This window comes from Rhodococcus sp. IEGM 1379, assembly GCF_030056815.1.
In the GTDB taxonomy this organism is placed as follows: Bacteria; Actinomycetota; Actinomycetes; order Mycobacteriales; family Mycobacteriaceae; genus Rhodococcus_F.
In genome coordinates, this window is the sequence record NZ_JASHKR010000015.1 from 44,266 (window position 1) to 60,240 (window position 15,975).

Annotated in this window: 13 protein-coding genes; 3 read left to right on the forward strand and 10 right to left on the reverse strand. The window is 61.7% G+C overall.

The window, feature by feature from the left end; all coding sequences use genetic code 11:
• Positions 1–180 precede the first annotated feature (180 nt).
• The 10 genes from QM600_RS11370 to helR all read right to left on the reverse strand — a co-directional run bounded on the left by QM600_RS11370 (position 181) and on the right by helR (position 13,020).
• Positions 181–831 (reverse strand): hypothetical protein, encoded by a 651-nt coding sequence (locus QM600_RS11370; RefSeq protein ID WP_283261561.1) that lies wholly within the window; start codon positions 829–831, stop codon positions 181–183.
• A gap of 152 nt (positions 832–983) precedes the next feature.
• Complete coding sequence (locus QM600_RS11375) at positions 984–2,231, reverse strand: M23 family metallopeptidase (protein ID WP_283261562.1); 1,248 nt, start codon at positions 2,229–2,231, stop codon at positions 984–986.
• Positions 2,232–2,242: 11 nt separating this feature from the next.
• Positions 2,243–3,490 (reverse strand): M23 family metallopeptidase, encoded by a 1,248-nt coding sequence (locus tag QM600_RS11380; protein WP_283261563.1) that lies wholly within the window; start codon positions 3,488–3,490, stop codon positions 2,243–2,245.
• Positions 3,491–3,701: 211 nt separating this feature from the next.
• On the reverse strand, positions 3,702–4,529 hold the full coding sequence (locus tag QM600_RS11385; RefSeq protein ID WP_349307257.1) for an alpha/beta hydrolase family protein: 828 nt from the start codon (positions 4,527–4,529) through the stop codon (positions 3,702–3,704).
• A gap of 45 nt (positions 4,530–4,574) precedes the next feature.
• The gene (locus tag QM600_RS11390; RefSeq protein ID WP_283261565.1) at positions 4,575–5,063 is read right to left on the reverse strand and encodes an FBP domain-containing protein; all 489 of its coding nucleotides are present in this window, start codon (positions 5,061–5,063) and stop codon (positions 4,575–4,577) included.
• A gap of 87 nt (positions 5,064–5,150) precedes the next feature.
• On the reverse strand, positions 5,151–5,792 hold the full coding sequence (locus QM600_RS11395; protein WP_283261566.1) for a hypothetical protein: 642 nt from the start codon (positions 5,790–5,792) through the stop codon (positions 5,151–5,153).
• Complete coding sequence (locus QM600_RS11400; protein WP_283261567.1) at positions 5,792–8,335, reverse strand: polynucleotide kinase-phosphatase; 2,544 nt, start codon at positions 8,333–8,335, stop codon at positions 5,792–5,794. The genes QM600_RS11395 and QM600_RS11400 overlap by 1 nt, the downstream gene beginning before the upstream one ends.
• Positions 8,332–9,735: a 3' terminal RNA ribose 2'-O-methyltransferase Hen1 gene (locus QM600_RS11405; RefSeq protein ID WP_283261568.1), complete on the reverse strand. Its 1,404-nt coding sequence runs from the start codon at positions 9,733–9,735 to the stop codon at positions 8,332–8,334. Before QM600_RS11405 ends, QM600_RS11400 begins: the two co-directional genes overlap by 4 nt.
• 60 nt (positions 9,736–9,795) lie before the next feature.
• Entirely contained in the window at positions 9,796–10,818 is a 1,023-nt protein-coding gene (locus QM600_RS11410; protein ID WP_283261569.1) for an Rv2578c family radical SAM protein, read from the reverse strand.
• A gap of 45 nt (positions 10,819–10,863) precedes the next feature.
• A complete protein-coding gene (gene helR / locus QM600_RS11415) occupies positions 10,864–13,020 on the reverse strand; it encodes an RNA polymerase recycling motor ATPase HelR (protein ID WP_283261626.1) in 2,157 nt (718 codons plus the stop codon).
• A 146-nt stretch (positions 13,021–13,166) separates the two neighbouring features.
• Here helR and QM600_RS11420 point away from each other — a divergent pair, with 146 nt between their 5' ends.
• From QM600_RS11420 to QM600_RS11430, 3 genes are read left to right on the forward strand one after another with little or no spacing between them, the layout of a single operon-like run.
• Positions 13,167–13,532 (forward strand): RidA family protein, encoded by a 366-nt coding sequence (locus tag QM600_RS11420; protein WP_283261570.1) that lies wholly within the window; start codon positions 13,167–13,169, stop codon positions 13,530–13,532.
• A 44-nt stretch (positions 13,533–13,576) separates the two neighbouring features.
• Complete coding sequence (locus tag QM600_RS11425) at positions 13,577–14,470, forward strand: DUF5995 family protein (protein ID WP_283261571.1); 894 nt, start codon at positions 13,577–13,579, stop codon at positions 14,468–14,470.
• A gap of 40 nt (positions 14,471–14,510) precedes the next feature.
• Complete coding sequence (locus QM600_RS11430; protein ID WP_283261572.1) at positions 14,511–15,941, forward strand: putative nucleotidyltransferase substrate binding domain-containing protein; 1,431 nt, start codon at positions 14,511–14,513, stop codon at positions 15,939–15,941.
• Positions 15,942–15,975: the final 34 nt, after the last annotated feature.

Consider the following 15,975-nt stretch of genomic DNA (forward strand, 5'->3'; position numbering starts at 1 on the left):
ATCAAGTTTCCGTCAGTGACCGATATTAAATACAGGTGAACATGGTTGTCGCGCAGTGCAATTTCCGGATGGACCCTCCAAAAGTAGGCAAAAGCGGGAACGCCGTCATCGCGACGCCGCTCCCGCACTTCACATCACCGAATCTCAGGCACACTCATTCGAGACCCTCGCGCCGGCGTCTCAAGAGCCGTTGATCGACCCGGTAGACCCGCCGAAGATCGAACCCAACCAACTGCTCGAGCCCAGCGAGCCGGTTTCCGGAGGCGGATTGCATCCGGTGACTGTGACGGTGTGCCACGCCCGGTCGCCGATCCATTCAGGCAATTCGCTGGGAGTCTGCCCATTGTTCCCGGGCGGGCCGAGCACCATGCGGTACTCCACCGTGTGTGTATCCGCGTCAGGGTTGGGCAGCGCAGGATTCCAGCCGGCGATGATGTTCTTGAGGTCCTGCGTGTAGGTCGCCGAGACAGCGGGGAGGCCGGAGAGCATCGTGCGGTTCTCGGGCGTATTTTCCGGCACCTCGTCCGGCCAGGTCGGCGACAACGCCTTGCTCGACATGTTCGGGGTACCGGTGCGATAGACATCAAATCCCACGCCGATATCGCGCCCAGCCTCGCCGTCGATACGCCAGTCGATGGTGTAGGTCGTGACGTTGGTGTGGTTCTCGATGGTGAAATCTGCCTCGCAGGCGCCGCGGTCCGTGGCCCAGAAGTTCACCTGCGCATCCCGCTGACCGTTATCCGGTGGGGCCGCGCCCGAGACCGTTGAAAGGGCAACAAGCGACACACCGGCCACCACCAGCGTCACTGCGGCCCGCACAGATCTGTTCATGGGATTCCTCTCGGTCACATCCCACCAGGCGCGGGAGTTGCCAAGAACGATAGCTGGACATATGCCACCAATAGACGGAAATCAGAAAATGCGGCTTCACTCTTATCGCATGTAACCGATCCCCCGTCACAGCTAACTCCTCGGCGGCGCCGTCACGAGATCGCCGGAAAGTTAACGACATCGTCGTTGAGCGGCAACTGGTTGGTACGTTCTCCGGCATTCGGCCCTCTCACCAGGGCGTCGGTGGCCATTGATCCCACCAACGTGAAGCGATCGATTTCGTAGGGCACATTGTTGCCGCTCAGAGGTATCGCGGCCCGACTCACCTGGAAGTGCAGATGAGGCTCGGAAGTATTGCCCGAGTTTCCGAGTTTGCCGATCACCTGCCCGCGCGTGACTTTGTCACCGACCTTCACCGACGCGCTACCGGGGATCATGTGCGCGTAGAAGGCGAAGTTGCCGTCACCGATATCGATGATCACGTAATTGCCACCGAGCTGATCCACGGTAGCAACGTCCGGAACCTGTTGCGGCGTCTCCTCCGGCATCGTGGACACCACTGCCTTCACCGTGCCGTCGGCTACGGCCAGCAGCGGAGCGTCGTACGACCGGTAGTTCTCGTTCTTCGAACCGTCACCGGTGGACGTCCCCACGCCTGCGACTGTGTCGATCTGCAAGAAGTCGATGGCAAAGCGCTCGACGGCATTGATTCTCCCCGCTGAGGCCATCAGTGCCCCGCGATGAGACGAAACGGCGCAGCACCCGTTGGCCGCCAACCAGCCGTCACCGGCAAGCGGCGGTCCGATAGTCACGGGTGAACTCGCACTCGTCGTGACCACTCCCCCGATCTGGGTCACCGTGTCCGGGTACTTTGCACCGAGGGCCGCATCCCGCTCGGCGGCAGGGCCGAATGTTGCGGTCAACCGATGCGTCACCTCGGCCGGAACGTCGGCGCGAGCGTCATACACATCGTCGAGCATCAACACAGCAGTGCGTCCGACCGGAATCTCGGTGAACGGCCCCGAGTAGTTCGGGACCAGCATCGAACGTGCCAGTGTCTCGTTCTTCGCCAGACTCGAAACCACCTTGCCGTTTGGTCCCCCGGCTAGCGTGTCGACCCGGGTTATGACGGCCGGTCGAGGCGAAACGTTGAGCACCGATATTTCGTAGGCGACATGAACGTTGCCGTCGGCACCCGTCACAGGAATCGGCTGCGCCCCAATAGCTTTGATCACCAACGGCGCCAGTATGTCGATGTCTGCGGGATAGCCGGGCGGAACACCGTCCTGAGAATTGACCGTCGATGCCGGGGATACGTTCGATTCGGTGGAATCGACCGAGGACGAGCAGCCCGCCAAAAGTGCAACGGCCGCAACAAGAATGAGCGGAGCCTTACGCATTGTCGGTCTCCTCATTTAGGAAAGCTGATGACATCCAGATTGAGCGGAAGCTGATCGGTTCGCTCACCGGCATTCGGTCCCTTGACGAGGGTGTCGGTGACCGTCGAACCAACGAATGTGAAGGCGTCGATTTCGTAGGGCACGTTGTCGCCGGACAACGGGGCCGAGGCCCGCGAGATATGAAAGTGCAGATGGACCTCGGTGGTGTTGCCCGAGTTCCCCAGATTCCCGATTACCTGACCGCGAGAAACCTTGTCGCCCAGCTTCACTGAGGCCGATCCGGGAATCATGTGCGCGTAGAAGGCGTAATTGCCCTCACCGATGTCGATGACCACGTAGTTGCCGCCGAGCTGATCGAACGTGAGGTTGCTGTTTACCTGGTGCGGCGGCTCGTCCTGCTTATCCGATACGACGGCCACAACGGTGCCGTCGGCTACAGCCAACAGCGGTGCGTCGTAGGCGAAGTAGTCCTCGTTCTTCGAGCCGTCACCCCTGCTCGAACTCAGCTCCGGGTTATTCGCATCGATGCGCATCCAGTCGATGGCATAGCGCTCGGTGCCGTTTATCCGTCCACCGACTGCCATCATCGCCCCGCGGTGCGAGGTAATCACGCAACATCCATTGGCTGCGACCCACCCGTCTCCGGCGAGCGGCGGGCCGATGATCACCGGAGAGCCTGTCCCGGTCGTGACGGCTCCACCGATCTGAGTCACGGCGTCCGGATACCTCGCCTCGAGTCCGGAATTCGGTGTGACGAACGCGCCGTACGAGGTGACCAAACGGTGGGTCACCTCAGTCGGAACGTCGGCGCGGGTCTCATAGACGTCGTCGAGTACCAGTGCGACAGTGCGCCCGACGGGAATGTCGGTAACCGGTACCGCCTCGATGTTCGCCAACAGGAAGGTACGAGCCAGCACCTCGTCCTTGTCCAGGCTCGCCACTACCTTGCCGTCCGGTCCACCGGCCAGTGTGTCGAGCGCGGTGATGATCGCGGGTCGCGGCGAGACGTTGAGCACCGATATTTCGTAGGCGACGTGGACCTTGCCGTCGGTACCGGTCACCGGAATCGGATCCGGCCCGAGGGTCGTAATGACCAGCGGCGCCATCACGTCGGATTCCAGTGGATAGCCGGGAGGAATGCCGCCCCGCGGGTCCGTCGTCGTAGTCGATGCTGAGGTCGAGCCCGTCGAATCGACGGTCGTCGAGCACCCCGCGAGTAGGACGGCACAGGTGACGAAGATCAAGGGAGTTCTGCGCATAGTGGTGTCCTAATCTCGCTGGGCAATTCCTTCCGGCATGACGACTCGAGGGACTGCCTCTACCGGCTGCGTTGACTCGGAGCACTGAGCCTATGCTCGAAATGCCGGATTTTGTCGTGAATTTGCCCGGCAGCATCCACCATCGAGAAATCGGGCAGTCCGACCTGAGTTCTTCACCCTCGGCTTCACCCTGTGGCGCCGAGTTCTACCATCATGCGGGCCCTGCCAGCGAGGTCGAGAACGGCGGAATCACGACAATGTCGAGGCATTGCGGTCGGTACGACGACGACGGGTCGTCCAGAAATCCAGTGACGGCCGCCGGACCGCCGCTCAACAACAGCACTGGAACGGTGCTGTCGGCAGGCTGCGCGACACGGTCCGGGACTGCCTCGACATTCCACGCCGCGCAGTCCCCCACCAGCCAAGGCAGCCGCGGGGTCATGCCCAGGACCGCGACAGGGAACTGCGGTAGCGACTTCTTCGCTGCACCGAACATGGCCTCGGCACTCGTATGTGCGACGGCTTCGCCGCAGAACACTCCGTACGTCGGTCCCGACCCAACGAGCGGGACCGGTGAGGGTTGGACGCTCGCCAGCAACTGCGCGGCGGGAGTGACATCGCCGCGGGCGGCCGCCGCAATGATCGCCGGCATATCGACGAGTCCGTTGGCGGCCAACGATGCCGAGTTCACGAGGAACATCAATTTGTAGCCGTCAACCATCACGTCGACCGGCGGCCCATCCCCCGCCGTCACCGAGACCACCTGCGGGTGTGCATCGAGGTAGGTCACGGTTCTAGCCAGCGTCCCGACCAAGTCTGGAAGCATGGCCTGGCAGGCAGGGTGCGCGTCGCACGCAGACCCGAGTGCATCGAATCCCCGGGCCGCGTTGGGCCACAACGTGTCTGCGAGATTCATCTGCGGCGGCACTACGGAATCCGCCACAACGGCGCGGATCCCGTCCGGGTAGTCGCGCAGGTAATGCAGCGCGAGGTCACTGCCGTACGACACTCCGTACACATCCCACTCCGGGATATCCAGGGCCTAATCTTCAGGACTGCACCCGTTCGATGCAGGTGCACTCGGTCAAGCGCCCAGCATGGCCACAAACGCACCGATGTTCGTGACCACTCGCTGTGCCTTTTCTTCCGACGTCAGATTCTCCTGGTAACGGTTGCCCGCAGACGGCCGCCGCTTGTTTCGCGCGTACAGCGGACAGGCCAGGTCAGTGCACATATACGTACCGATGGTGTCGCCGCGCCGGCCGGCGTCACCGATCTTGGCTGCGCTCAGCAACGAGACTCCCCCACTACCGTGCGTCGTCAAGCAGATTGTGCACATCTGAGCGCGACCCGATTTCCCGGTTTGGTAGCGGAGCGCAATACCGATCAACTCGTCGCCCTGCGGAATCACCAGATACCCACGCCCCGGCATTGTCGGATCGTTCCAGCCGAAGAAGTCCAAATCTTCCCACGGTCGCCGATCCAAATCCCGTGGTACCGGAAGCCGCTTCGCCTCACCTTTCGAGCAATTGACGAAAGACCCGCGAATATCGCGTTCGGTAAGCGGTAACACGGTAGAACTCCGTTTCGGCTGGTGAATCAGTGCACCTCGACGCTACGCGGGGATCTTTACCTCGTCCAACGTATTTTTCGATCAGTTCTACGGGTCCGTCTCGAGATCTACCACCAAGAAACTCTCTCGGTGCGGCCCGTTCACACGGTCCGTCAACTGGTACGACGCGAGTGCTTCTGGCGGGTGCGCCAATTCGTAGACCCGTTCCGTCCCGGACACGAACTGCCGTGACGCCCATCCCCAATTCGATCCGTGTGGCGGACGTGCATTCGGCAACATATCCGACACTATCGACACCAGTCGCAGACGTCGTACCAATCCGACGGTGATCGCGTCGGAGTCGAAATCCGTCCACACTTGCCTTGTGTTCACATTCTTGCGCGGAGTTCCCGCAACGAGGTTCAGCGGACCAGAGACTGCGACCTGCGACGGAACGGGAAGATCGGCATTGAACATAAATTGCAGGGCACCGATATAGCCGATCGAAGGTTGCTGCAGCACATCAATTTTCGGGTCAGCTGTCAATCGCCGCAACAGCGGCTTCGAACTCGAACGCACGTCGGCGGTCAGTGACCACGTTGGCTCCAGCGCAGCCCACCTTCGTGGACTGTCGGAATTCCAAGCCAACCCCCAGCGGACCGTCTCGCGCAGTTCTGGCGGGACGAACCACCTAAGGTGCAGCCCGTCGATCACTACGGGAGTGATCAGTTTCTGACGCAATTCCTGCATCACAGCCTCGGGTCAACAGGTTCCGATTCGAGCGCCAGCACCGCAAACACTGCCTGATGAGCGCGCCACAACGGTTCGCGCTCAACGAGCCGCGACACTGCTTCCATCCCAAGTGCGTACTCACGCAGTGCCATTGACTGTTTGTGCCCGAGGTTGCGGTTGCGCAAACGTGTGAGCGTCGACGGCTCCAGATAGTCGGCTCCGTAGATCAACCGCAGATACTCTCGCCCACGAACTTTGATCCCGGGTTGGACTCGTGCGTTGTACCCTCGTGGTCCGTAGATCTGATTCGCAAGGGGTTTCACGACCATCCCCTCCCCACCGGCGTCAGTGAGCGAATCCCACCACTTGGTCGCCTGGGAGACGGATTCTTCCGAATCGAGTTCGACAACGACGCGACGTGTGGCGGCGAATCGATTTGGATCCGCTGCGACCAATCGATCCGCAACTGCGAGGTGCCAGTCGTGGTCGCGTTCGCCGTACGCCTGCCCTTCCGTGGCAAGGATTTGGAATGGCGCGACGCGGACACCGTCCAACCCGTTGGTGGGCCACACGTACTGCCGGTACGCCTCGCTGAATCGCTCGATGCTGGTCGCTCTGTCCGACGTCAGTTCCGAAAGCTCCGACACGTCCAGCCCTCGGGATGCTGCCTGCGACAACACACTTGCCCGGGCACTGAGGTCAGTCCGGCCTGCTGCTCCGACAGCCGCATACTGATCACGCAGCAGCCCTTCAGCTTTGACGTTCCAAGGCAGCAGCTCACAATCGAGCAGTATCCAGTCTGTTCCCAGCTCTTCCCAGACTCCGGCCGTCGTAAGCGCCGCGGCGATACCATCCAGCAGTTGCCGGGTGAGGTCGTCGTCGAAGAACTGACGGCCCGTTCGGGTATGCACCATTCCTGTGAGTGAATCCGGGGCGTCGAATCGCTCACGCGCAACTGAGGCGTCACGGCACACGAGCACAACAGCACGCGATCCCATGTGCTTCTCTTCGCAGATCACGGTATTGATCCCGGCACTTCTGTACGCCTCGAACGCCGTCGACGGATGTTCCAGGTAGTCATCGAATTGCGATGTCGCGCAAGGTGCCATCGTGGGCGGTAGGTACCGCAACCACTGCGGCGCCACAGCAAATCGGCTCATCACTTCCAATGCACCAGCCGCGTATTCGGGGCGAACGGAGACGCGTCCCCGCAACGCGGTTTCGACGCCGGTGGTATCAAGCACGTCGGCCAGATCCAGAACATCCGGCGCGCGGGTCGGCGGCGCCAACGGCACAACCGGCTGGTACCAGACCTGCTCAGCCGGAACCGATACGAGCTCACGCTCCGGGTATCGCAGAGCAGTCAGTGCTCCACCGAACACGCATCCCGTGTCGAGGCATGCGGTGTTGTTGACCCACTCCACCTGATGAACCGGCGTGTGCCCGTAAAGAACCATGGCCGCTCCACGGTAGTCGTCAGCCCACGGATACCGCACCGGCAAGCCGAATTCGTCGGTCTCACCAGTAGTATCGCCGTACAGCGCAAAGCTCCGCACCCGGCCGGAGGCACGATTGTGGTAATCCTCCTTCAGACCGGCATGCGCGACCACAAGCTTTCCGTCGTCGAGAACCAGGTGAGCAACCAGACCGTCGCAGAAGTCCACGACGTCTCGCCGGAACTCTGTCGACTCCGCAGCCAGCTGTTCGAGAGTCTCGGCCAGTCCATGACTTGTCGTCACCTTCTTGCCTCGCAAGGCTTTCACGAGTTTGTTTTCGTGGTTTCCCGGCACGGCAAGCGCGTGACCGGCAGCAACCATCCCCATGACGAGGCGAAGTACGCCCACCGAGTCCGGCCCGCGATCCACGTAGTCGCCGAGGAAGAGCGCCGTCCTTCCCTGAGGCGGCACAGCATCTTTCGGTGCTCCGTCGGCACCGTATTCGATGGAGTAGCCGAGCTTTGTCAGGAGCGATTCCAATTCGCTTCGGCAGCCGTGGATATCGCCGATGACGTCGAACGGACCGTTGTTCGTTCGCAGATCGCTGCGCAGTGGCCGACGCACGAACTCGGCCTCGGAGATCGCGTCCTCCCCACTGAGCACGTGAACGGTACGGAACCCCTCCTTGCCGAGCCCTCGGAGCGAGCGATTCAACTGCTGGTGCTGACGCCTGATGACGTCACGTCCGAACGCGCGATCCGGGCGAGCCTCGTTACGCGCGGAGCACACCGATTCGGGAACATCGAGCACTATCGCAACGGGAAGAACGTCGTGGTCACGTGCCAGCGCGATGAGCCGCTTGCGGGCGGCAGGCTGAACATTGGTTGCGTCGACAACCGTGAACCGGCCACGACGCAAACGCTTGGAGGCAACCAGTTCGAGCACCTCGAAGGCGTCGGTCGTTGCGCCCTGTGAATTCGGATCATCGCTGACCCAGGCCCGGAACTGGTCGCTCGAGAGTGTCTCGTGTGGACCGAAGTGATGTGCGGCAAACGTCGACTTCCCGGAGCCACTGACGCCGATCAGCACAACCAGTGCGAGGTCGGGTATCTCGTAAACCGTCATGTCGTGCCTACCTCCTTCTTGAAGATCGCCATCTGCGTCGGGCCGCCCAAAGTGGGATCAACTGATCCGACAAAACTGAATTGCACCGAATATCCGTGGGCCGTAGCGATGTCGGCGGCCCACTCCTCGAATTGAGCTCGCGAGAACTCGAACCGGTGATCCGGGTGGCGGAACTCTCCCTCGCCCAGCGCCGGATACAGCGCGTTGTAGTCGGAGTTCGGCGTCGTCAGCAGAACTACCTGCGGGGCTGCGTCAGCGAAGACCGATCGCACTAATGCCGGCAGGCGCGTGGCATCGACGTGCTCGACCACCTCCATGAGAACTGCGGCATCAAATCCTTTGAGCCGCGAGTCGCGATAGGTCGCCGACGACTGCATCAGCGACACACGTTCACGTTGAAAATCGGATAGTTCGGCGAGTTTCAACCGGCGATCTGCGCGGGCAAGTTCGCGAGCACTGACGTCGATACCGACCAGTCGATCGAACTGAGCATGCGGCATGAGGGCTTCGATGAGCTTGCCTTCGCCACATCCGATGTCGACTACGCGTCGAACGTGCAACTGGCGCAACGCTTCGACGACGGCTTCGGTTCGCAAACGCGCCAGCGGCGGTTCCGGACGCGGAAGCTCGTCCACAGGTTCCGCAGCGTCGGGAACAAGCCTGTCGACGACGGACTCCACCAAGTCACGTTGGCGTGCCAGGTAGCGGGACATGATCAACGACGCCTCGGGATGCGTCGCCAACCATTCGCCGGCGACACGTACGAGTTTGTCGGCCTCGTCGGATCCAACCCAGTAGTGCTTGACGTCGTCGAGAACCGGCAGCAAGACGTACAGGTGCCGGAGGGCGCTCTGCACCGTATGTTCCCCGGTAAGCGTGAGCGAGACGAAGTTGGAATCGCCCCAGTCCGGCAGATGAGGGTCGAGCGGTACCGGAACCGCCGTCACGTCCCACCCGAGTGGTTCGAACAGCCGACGTGGCAAGTCGGTATCGCCGCCCACCGGAACTACCGGGACCGAAACCGTCAGCGCCAGTTCGGCATCCACAAGCTCGGGATGCGAAGTGCACGTCCCGGCCAAAGCGGTCCGAAAGAGTTTGGACAGCGCCACGGCCAGGATGGACGACGCCGCATACGGACGATCGTTGACGTATTGCCCCAGCGCAAAGCTGTCATTGCCTTTCCCTCGCCGAGACCTGTTCTGCACCAATTCGATTGGGTCAACGTCGACGATCAGGGCAACTGTCGTCTCCTCCGGGCCGACATTCGGATACAACACCGTTGCTTTACCGACGGACAAATCGAACGTCTGTACCTTGTCGGGGTGTTTGTGCAGAAGAAAACTCAACGCAGTGGCATCGGGGAACCGCGAGGTTGGCGTGGACGTCAGGGTGAGCAGCACCAGGCGACTGTATCCCGCGACCGGGAGCCCGGGCCTCCGAATTACCGTGGTCCGTCGCCTTCAGAACAAGGTCAGCGCAGTCCCGGCACCCACGAGTTCACGTTCGATACGCTGCGCCGGGGCAACGCGATGGCTGGATTGCCCGCCTAATCCGTGCCGTTCCACCAACGGATCCACACGCTTCTTCAACCACTGCTTGTACTCCGGCGTGACGTAAGCACCCCGCCCGTACAGCTCACGGTATCGACGAATCAGCGCGGGATGTTCCTCAGCGAGCAAGTTCAGAAACCACCCGCGAGTACTCCCCCGCAGGTGCATCGGGAAGACCGTCACCCCGGTAGCACCGGCCTCGGCAAGTGCGGCAAAAAGTCCGTCGAGGTGTTCGTTGGAATCCGTGAGAAACGGGATGACCGGCGCGACCATCACGTTGCAGGAGAATCCGGCGTCGGTGATTGCCCTGATCATCTCCAGGCGAGCGCGTGGCGACGGCGTGCCAGGTTCGATCTGCTTCTGCAGGACGGGATCATTGATAGCCAGCGAGACTCCGATTCCGACGTCGACCTGCGTGGCAGCCATTTTCAGCAGCGGCAAATCCCGTCGCAGCAGTGTTCCCTTGGTGAGGATCGAGAACGGCGTACCGGATTCGGTCAACGCACGAATGATGCCGGGCATCAACCGGTAACGCCCCTCCGCACGCTGATACGGATCGGTATTGCTCCCCAATGCAACCGACTCGTGCTTCCACGACTTTCGCGCCAGTTCCTTGCGGAGGACGGCAGCGATATTGGTCTTCACCACTACCTGCGAATCAAAGTCATGACCGGCATCGAGGTCGAGATATTCGTGGCTGGGCCTGGCAAAACAATATCGACACGCATGGGAACAGCCACGAAAAGCGTTGACGGTGAAGCTGAATGGAAGAGTGGACTCCTCAGGCAACTTGTTGAGGGCGCTCTTGCACAGCACTTCGTGGAACGTGATGCCCTCGAACTCCGGCGTCTGGACCGAACGCACCAAACCAGCGCGCTCGAGCCCCGGCAACGCTCCGTCGTCCGCATCCAGCGATTGACCCGACCACCTCATAACCCAAGTCGAACACTTGTTCTAGGATATGTCAATCGCTCGAGTTCAAGAACTTGTCAGAATGACGAGCTTCTGGGTCGCACGGGTCATCGCGACATACCGATCGACTGCTCCTTCGATGCCGGTGCCGAACGAATTCGGGTCGATGAGTACAACCAGGTCGAACTCGAGCCCCTTCGCGAGTTCCGGGGTCAACGACCGGACACGAGACGTCCCACCGCGGTAATCTTCGGCGCCGATGAGGCAGGCAATCCCTTCCGAATTCTCGGCAAGCCACGAATCGAGGATCGAACCCAGTTCCGAAACCGGGCCATGTTCGACGGGGATGCCGCTGATCCGGACGGAGGTCGGGACGTTGGCGTCCGGAAGCGCGGCCCGGATAACCGGCTCGGCTTCTGTCATAACCTCTTCCGGCGTCCGGTAGTTGATGTTCAGGGAAGCCTGATTGATCCGGTCGAGTCCAACCCGCTCGAGCCGTTCCTTCCACGACTCCCTGAACCCGTGCCGAGCCTGTGCTCGATCGCCGACGATGGTGAAACTCCGGGACGGGCAGCGGAGCAGCAACATCTGCCACTCCGCGTCGGTCAACTCCTGCGCTTCGTCCACGACGATGTGCGCAAACGGGCCGGCAAGGCGGTCCGGGTCGGCGTCTGGCAGTGAAGCTTCGTCGACCAGCATTTCCTGCAGGTCCTGCTGCCGCAGCTGCGTCATCAAACCTTCGCCATCGCTGTAGACATCCGACGCGATCAGATCATCGATGACGCTGGACCGCTGCTCCCGCTCGGCGGCAACAGCGGCGATACGGCGCTGGTGACGTCGCGACGCCTCCGGGTCCCCGAGCCGCTGCCGCGCTGCGTCCAGAAGCGGAAGATCGGACACGGTCCACTGTTTGGTATCGGCGCGTTGCAACTTCCGAACGTCCGCCAAGCTGAGCCAGGGAGCACACGTGCGCAAGTAAGCGGGAACCGACCACAGGTCGCCGACGAGGTCGGCTGCTTCGACGAGCGTCCACGCATTCTCGAGCGCCTTACGTAGCTCATCGCTGCGCAGCAACAATTTTCGGAGTTGACTGGTCGGAGCGGCCCGGCACTTATCCGTCAGGATCGTGAGCAACAGGTCCCAAATCTGTTCGCGCGCTTCGTTGTGCGGTGTACCCGGGTCCGGGGCTCCGAACGCCTCGGCCCAGTCGTCGGCGCTCAGCCAGATATCGGCCCAGTCGGTCTCAACCGTCATTCCCACGGTCGGCGGCTGTTCGTAGAACCTCACGGCGGTCTCGATCGCCTTCACCATGTCCGCGGACGACTTCAGACGGGCCACCTCCGGATCGGTCTCCATCGTTGCGCCGGCGCCCTCGTCGACAAGGTCACGCACAGTGCACAGCTGCACACTGTCCTCACCGAGGCTGGGCAGGACGTCCGCGACATAGGCGAGGTAAGGCTCGTGCGGACCGACGAACAGCACGCCGTGGCGCAGTCGTGCGTCGGAGTACAGCAGGTACGCGGTGCGATGCAACGCGACGACAGTTTTGCCCGTACCCGGACCGCCGTCGACGACGAGCGCGCCACGCGAGCCTTCGCGGATGATGGCGTCCTGGTCGGATGCGATGGTCCCGAGCACGTCTCGCATTCGTGCTGACCGGCTACTGCCCAGGCTGGCGATGAATGCCGACTGGTCGTCGAGCGCGGCCGATTCCTCGAACCCGATCAGTCCGTCGGCGGAGAACACCTCGTCCCAGTAATCGCTGATCCGCGCCCCGCTCGATTGCCCCAGGCTCCAGCGGTACCGGCGACGACGCGCCAGGCCCATCGGGTTGGCGTGGGTCGCCCCGAAGAAGGTTTCGGCCGCCGGCGAGCGCCAGTCGACAAGCAGTGGGTTTCCCGCACGGTCAAGGAGGCCTTGACGCCCGATGTACACAGGTTCGGGACTGTCCGAGGTCACGATGTGCCCGAGGCACAGGTCGACACCGAATCGACGAAGGGTGCGCAACTGGGAACTGAGCTGATGGACCATCAAGTCGCGCTCCATGACTTCCTGGCCCAAGCGGCGAGGTGCCTTACGTTCGGTATCGATACGTTCGGTCAGGTCGGTCATGGCCCGCTCGAGGTTCTCGGCGATGGCCGAGAAGTGCTCCTCGTCGCGGGCGATCAGAACCGGATCAGCCTTGCGCGCGAGTTGGTCGGGAAGGTCGAACACACTGTTCATCGTCAACTGCCATTTCCTTGAATTGCGGCCTAGGCCAGCCATTCTGCGGCACCACCCCGGCCTTGCCGCAAGTCCACCAGTGCGCTATAAATTGAAAGTGGAAAGGGTTGCGAACCCGCCCTTCCCGGTCTGGCAGAATCTGGACAATGTCGAACAGAATCAACATCTCGTCCGGTTCCGAATGGGAACCCAAGATCGGTTACTCGCGCGCCGTCCGCATCGGCAACCAGGTCGCAGTATCCGGCACAACCGCCCCCGGCGAAACCCTCGAGGACCAGACTCGTGCGGCACTCGAAACAATCAAGTCGTCGCTCGAAGAAGCGGGTGCGACTCTCGGCGATGTCATCCGCACCCGCATGTACCTGCGCGATATGTCGCAGTGGGAGCAGGCTGCACTCGCGCACGGCGAGGTCTTCGGCGATATCCGTCCGGCCACCACGATTCTCGAGGTCAGCTCGCTGATCGATCCCGCTCTGCTCATCGAAATCGAAGCCGACGCAGTCCTGAGCTGATCGTTCACCCAGCACCACTGAGTGAACGAGCCTAGTGTGAGCGGATGAAATCGAGTCGGTTCACACCGCTGGCAATCGCACTCGGCATCTCGATCACTCTCCTCTCGCCCGGTTTCGCAACAGCGGAACCGGGCGAGAGTCTTTCGGTCGCCTGTGGAACTCCGTTGGCTCCCGGCGACGTCGCGAGAATTGCCGACCTCAGCGATGTCACAACCCTGCGCGGCGAAGGCCTCGAACGCCTGGAAACAGCCGTCGAACGCCATCACCAGATCACGACAATCCTTGTTTCCCATCATGATTGGCGCGGCTTGTTCTCGATCGGCCTCGACGCCGTCGAACACGACGCTGTCATGCCCCTGCAACGCGACCCCGCGTCGTTCGCCGATGCACAGTGGGCGCATTCGGTGAGTTACGAACTGCTTCGCCGCTATCTCGTCAACGTCCATGCCGAATTCACCGGTACCCCGACGGATCCCGCGTGGAGCAACTATTTTGCTTTGACACGCCAATGCGGCGTCAGCCCAGCGCGAGTCGCCATGGCTGGATACAACGCGCACCTCACTGTCGACCTCGCACATGCCGTCGAAGCCTCCGGTACCCAGCCAGTCGACATCCCGGACTATTACAAGATCGTCGATTCCATTGCAGTCAAAGGTGGTTCAATTGTCACGGAGACCAAAACCGAGTACAACGCCGATCTGGGTCCGCTGTGGCGGTTCTACTTCCTCGGCGAAGGCCTCGACAAACTGGCCGGCACATCCGAACCGTCACAATTGCTCTTACGCGCCGCCGACAGCGGATACAACACCATCACTTTGGCCAACGGATTCGCCCTACAGAATCCGCAGACCCGCGCCGGGACCGAACAGGAAATCGACTCGTTGTGGCGCACCACCGATACTGCCCTCGGCGTCCTCTCGCAGGTCGGCGGGCTGTAAACACCCACACTAAATCGGACATACCTGCAACAATGAGTCCATGACGGGGCACGGACCGCGAACAGCAACACCGAACCCGGCCATGCGTCCGGTGCGAGATCTGCTGCACGGACCGGCAATTGTCTGCTCCGGGGATACGTCCATTCGTGAAGCCGCCGCCCTGATGACCGAAGCCGGCCGTCGCGCCGTCGTGATCCCTACAGACACAAGCACTTACGGAATTTTCACGGAGGGCGATCTGCGCGCTCGCGTGGTTGTCGGCGGAATCGACAGCGCACTACCCGTATCCAGCGTGATGACGCCGTCAGCGGTGACAGTCGATCCGGACCGCCTCGGAGTCGACGCTGTCACCGACATGCTCGAACATGGATTGCGCCACCTTCCGGTTGTCACCGCCACGGGGACACTCCTGGGTGTGCTCGAATTGAGCGACCTCCTGACGTCGGCAACAAATCAGGGTTTCCAACTCCGGGCCCAACTTGCCACCGCCCAGAACGACGCCGCGCTGATCACCACTGCTCGTGCTGTCCCGGAACTGGTGACCGCCCTCGTGGCGTCGCGAGTTTCACCCCTCGATATCAGCGCAACACTGTCGGTTCTGATTGACGTGACGGTGAGGCGTGCGATCGAACTGGTAGTCGGCGGCGACGAAAGCCCGGACTTTGCCTGGCTTTCACTGGGCAGTGTCGCCAGACGTGAAGCACTCCCTTCCTCGGATATCGACAGTGCACTCGTGTGGGGCGGCGAGTCGCACCGCGAAGGTGCCGATGCGGCAAAACGTATTCACGACATCCTCGACCGATGCGGGTTCCCTCGCGAACTGGACAGTGCGGGAGCTCAGTCCAGATTCGCGCGCACTCTTCCGCAGTGGCGCGAGGCCTTACGGAAATGGGTGTCCAATCCCTACCAGGACCATGCCCTCGTCATGCTGTCGATGTTGGCAGATGCTCGGGTTGTCGCCGGCGACCCCGCACTCGACCCGCGCGCCTCGGCGCTGGATCAATTGCGTCTGCATCCTGCCGTCATGCAACTACTCCTGCGAGAAGCTGTGGGCCAGAAGGCGAAACTGCATTCACTACGTGACGTGATGACCCGCCACACCGGCACAGTCAATCTCAAGACCACGGCCGTCCAACCGATCGTGAACATCGCACGCTGGGCCGGCATTTCAGTCGGAGCACGAACCAGTACCACTCTCGAACGGTTGAAAGTGGCCGCGGACAACGGTTTCCTGCCCGGCGACGACGCCCAGGTTCTCATCGAATCCTTCGAGGTGCTCCAGCAAATCCGTGTCCGACACCAGACGGAGCAGTTTGCGGCCGGGAACCCTCCCACCGACGAAATCATGATCGCCGATCTCACTCCCCTTTCACGCAACCTGCTCGGTAACGCTGTTCGTGAGGTGGCTGGTGTTCAACGACGCCTCGAGTACGCCGCATCTGCGTCGGCCGTGCCCGACGTCGTGCCATAATTGTCCGATTTTGTGAATAACTTCGGAGGTTTGG

Excerpts from the sequence above, each read along its gene's own strand:
- QM600_RS11430 (WP_283261572.1), top strand. The coding sequence starts at position 14,511 with ATGACGGGGCACGGACCGCGAACAGCAACACCGAACCCGGCCATGCGT.
- QM600_RS11375 (WP_283261562.1), bottom strand. The coding sequence starts at position 2,231 with ATGCGTAAGGCTCCGCTCATTCTTGTTGCGGCCGTTGCACTTTTGGCG.
- QM600_RS11370 (WP_283261561.1), bottom strand. The coding sequence starts at position 831 with ATGAACAGATCTGTGCGGGCCGCAGTGACGCTGGTGGTGGCCGGTGTG.
- QM600_RS11380 (WP_283261563.1), bottom strand. The coding sequence starts at position 3,490 with ATGCGCAGAACTCCCTTGATCTTCGTCACCTGTGCCGTCCTACTCGCG.
- QM600_RS11395 (WP_283261566.1), bottom strand. The coding sequence starts at position 5,792 with ATGCAGGAATTGCGTCAGAAACTGATCACTCCCGTAGTGATCGACGGG.
- QM600_RS11410 (WP_283261569.1), bottom strand. The coding sequence starts at position 10,818 with ATGAGGTGGTCGGGTCAATCGCTGGATGCGGACGACGGAGCGTTGCCG.
- QM600_RS11420 (WP_283261570.1), top strand. The coding sequence starts at position 13,167 with ATGTCGAACAGAATCAACATCTCGTCCGGTTCCGAATGGGAACCCAAG.
- QM600_RS11425 (WP_283261571.1), top strand. The coding sequence starts at position 13,577 with ATGAAATCGAGTCGGTTCACACCGCTGGCAATCGCACTCGGCATCTCG.
- helR (WP_283261626.1), bottom strand. The coding sequence starts at position 13,020 with ATGAACAGTGTGTTCGACCTTCCCGACCAACTCGCGCGCAAGGCTGAT.
- QM600_RS11400 (WP_283261567.1), bottom strand. The coding sequence starts at position 8,335 with ATGACGGTTTACGAGATACCCGACCTCGCACTGGTTGTGCTGATCGGC.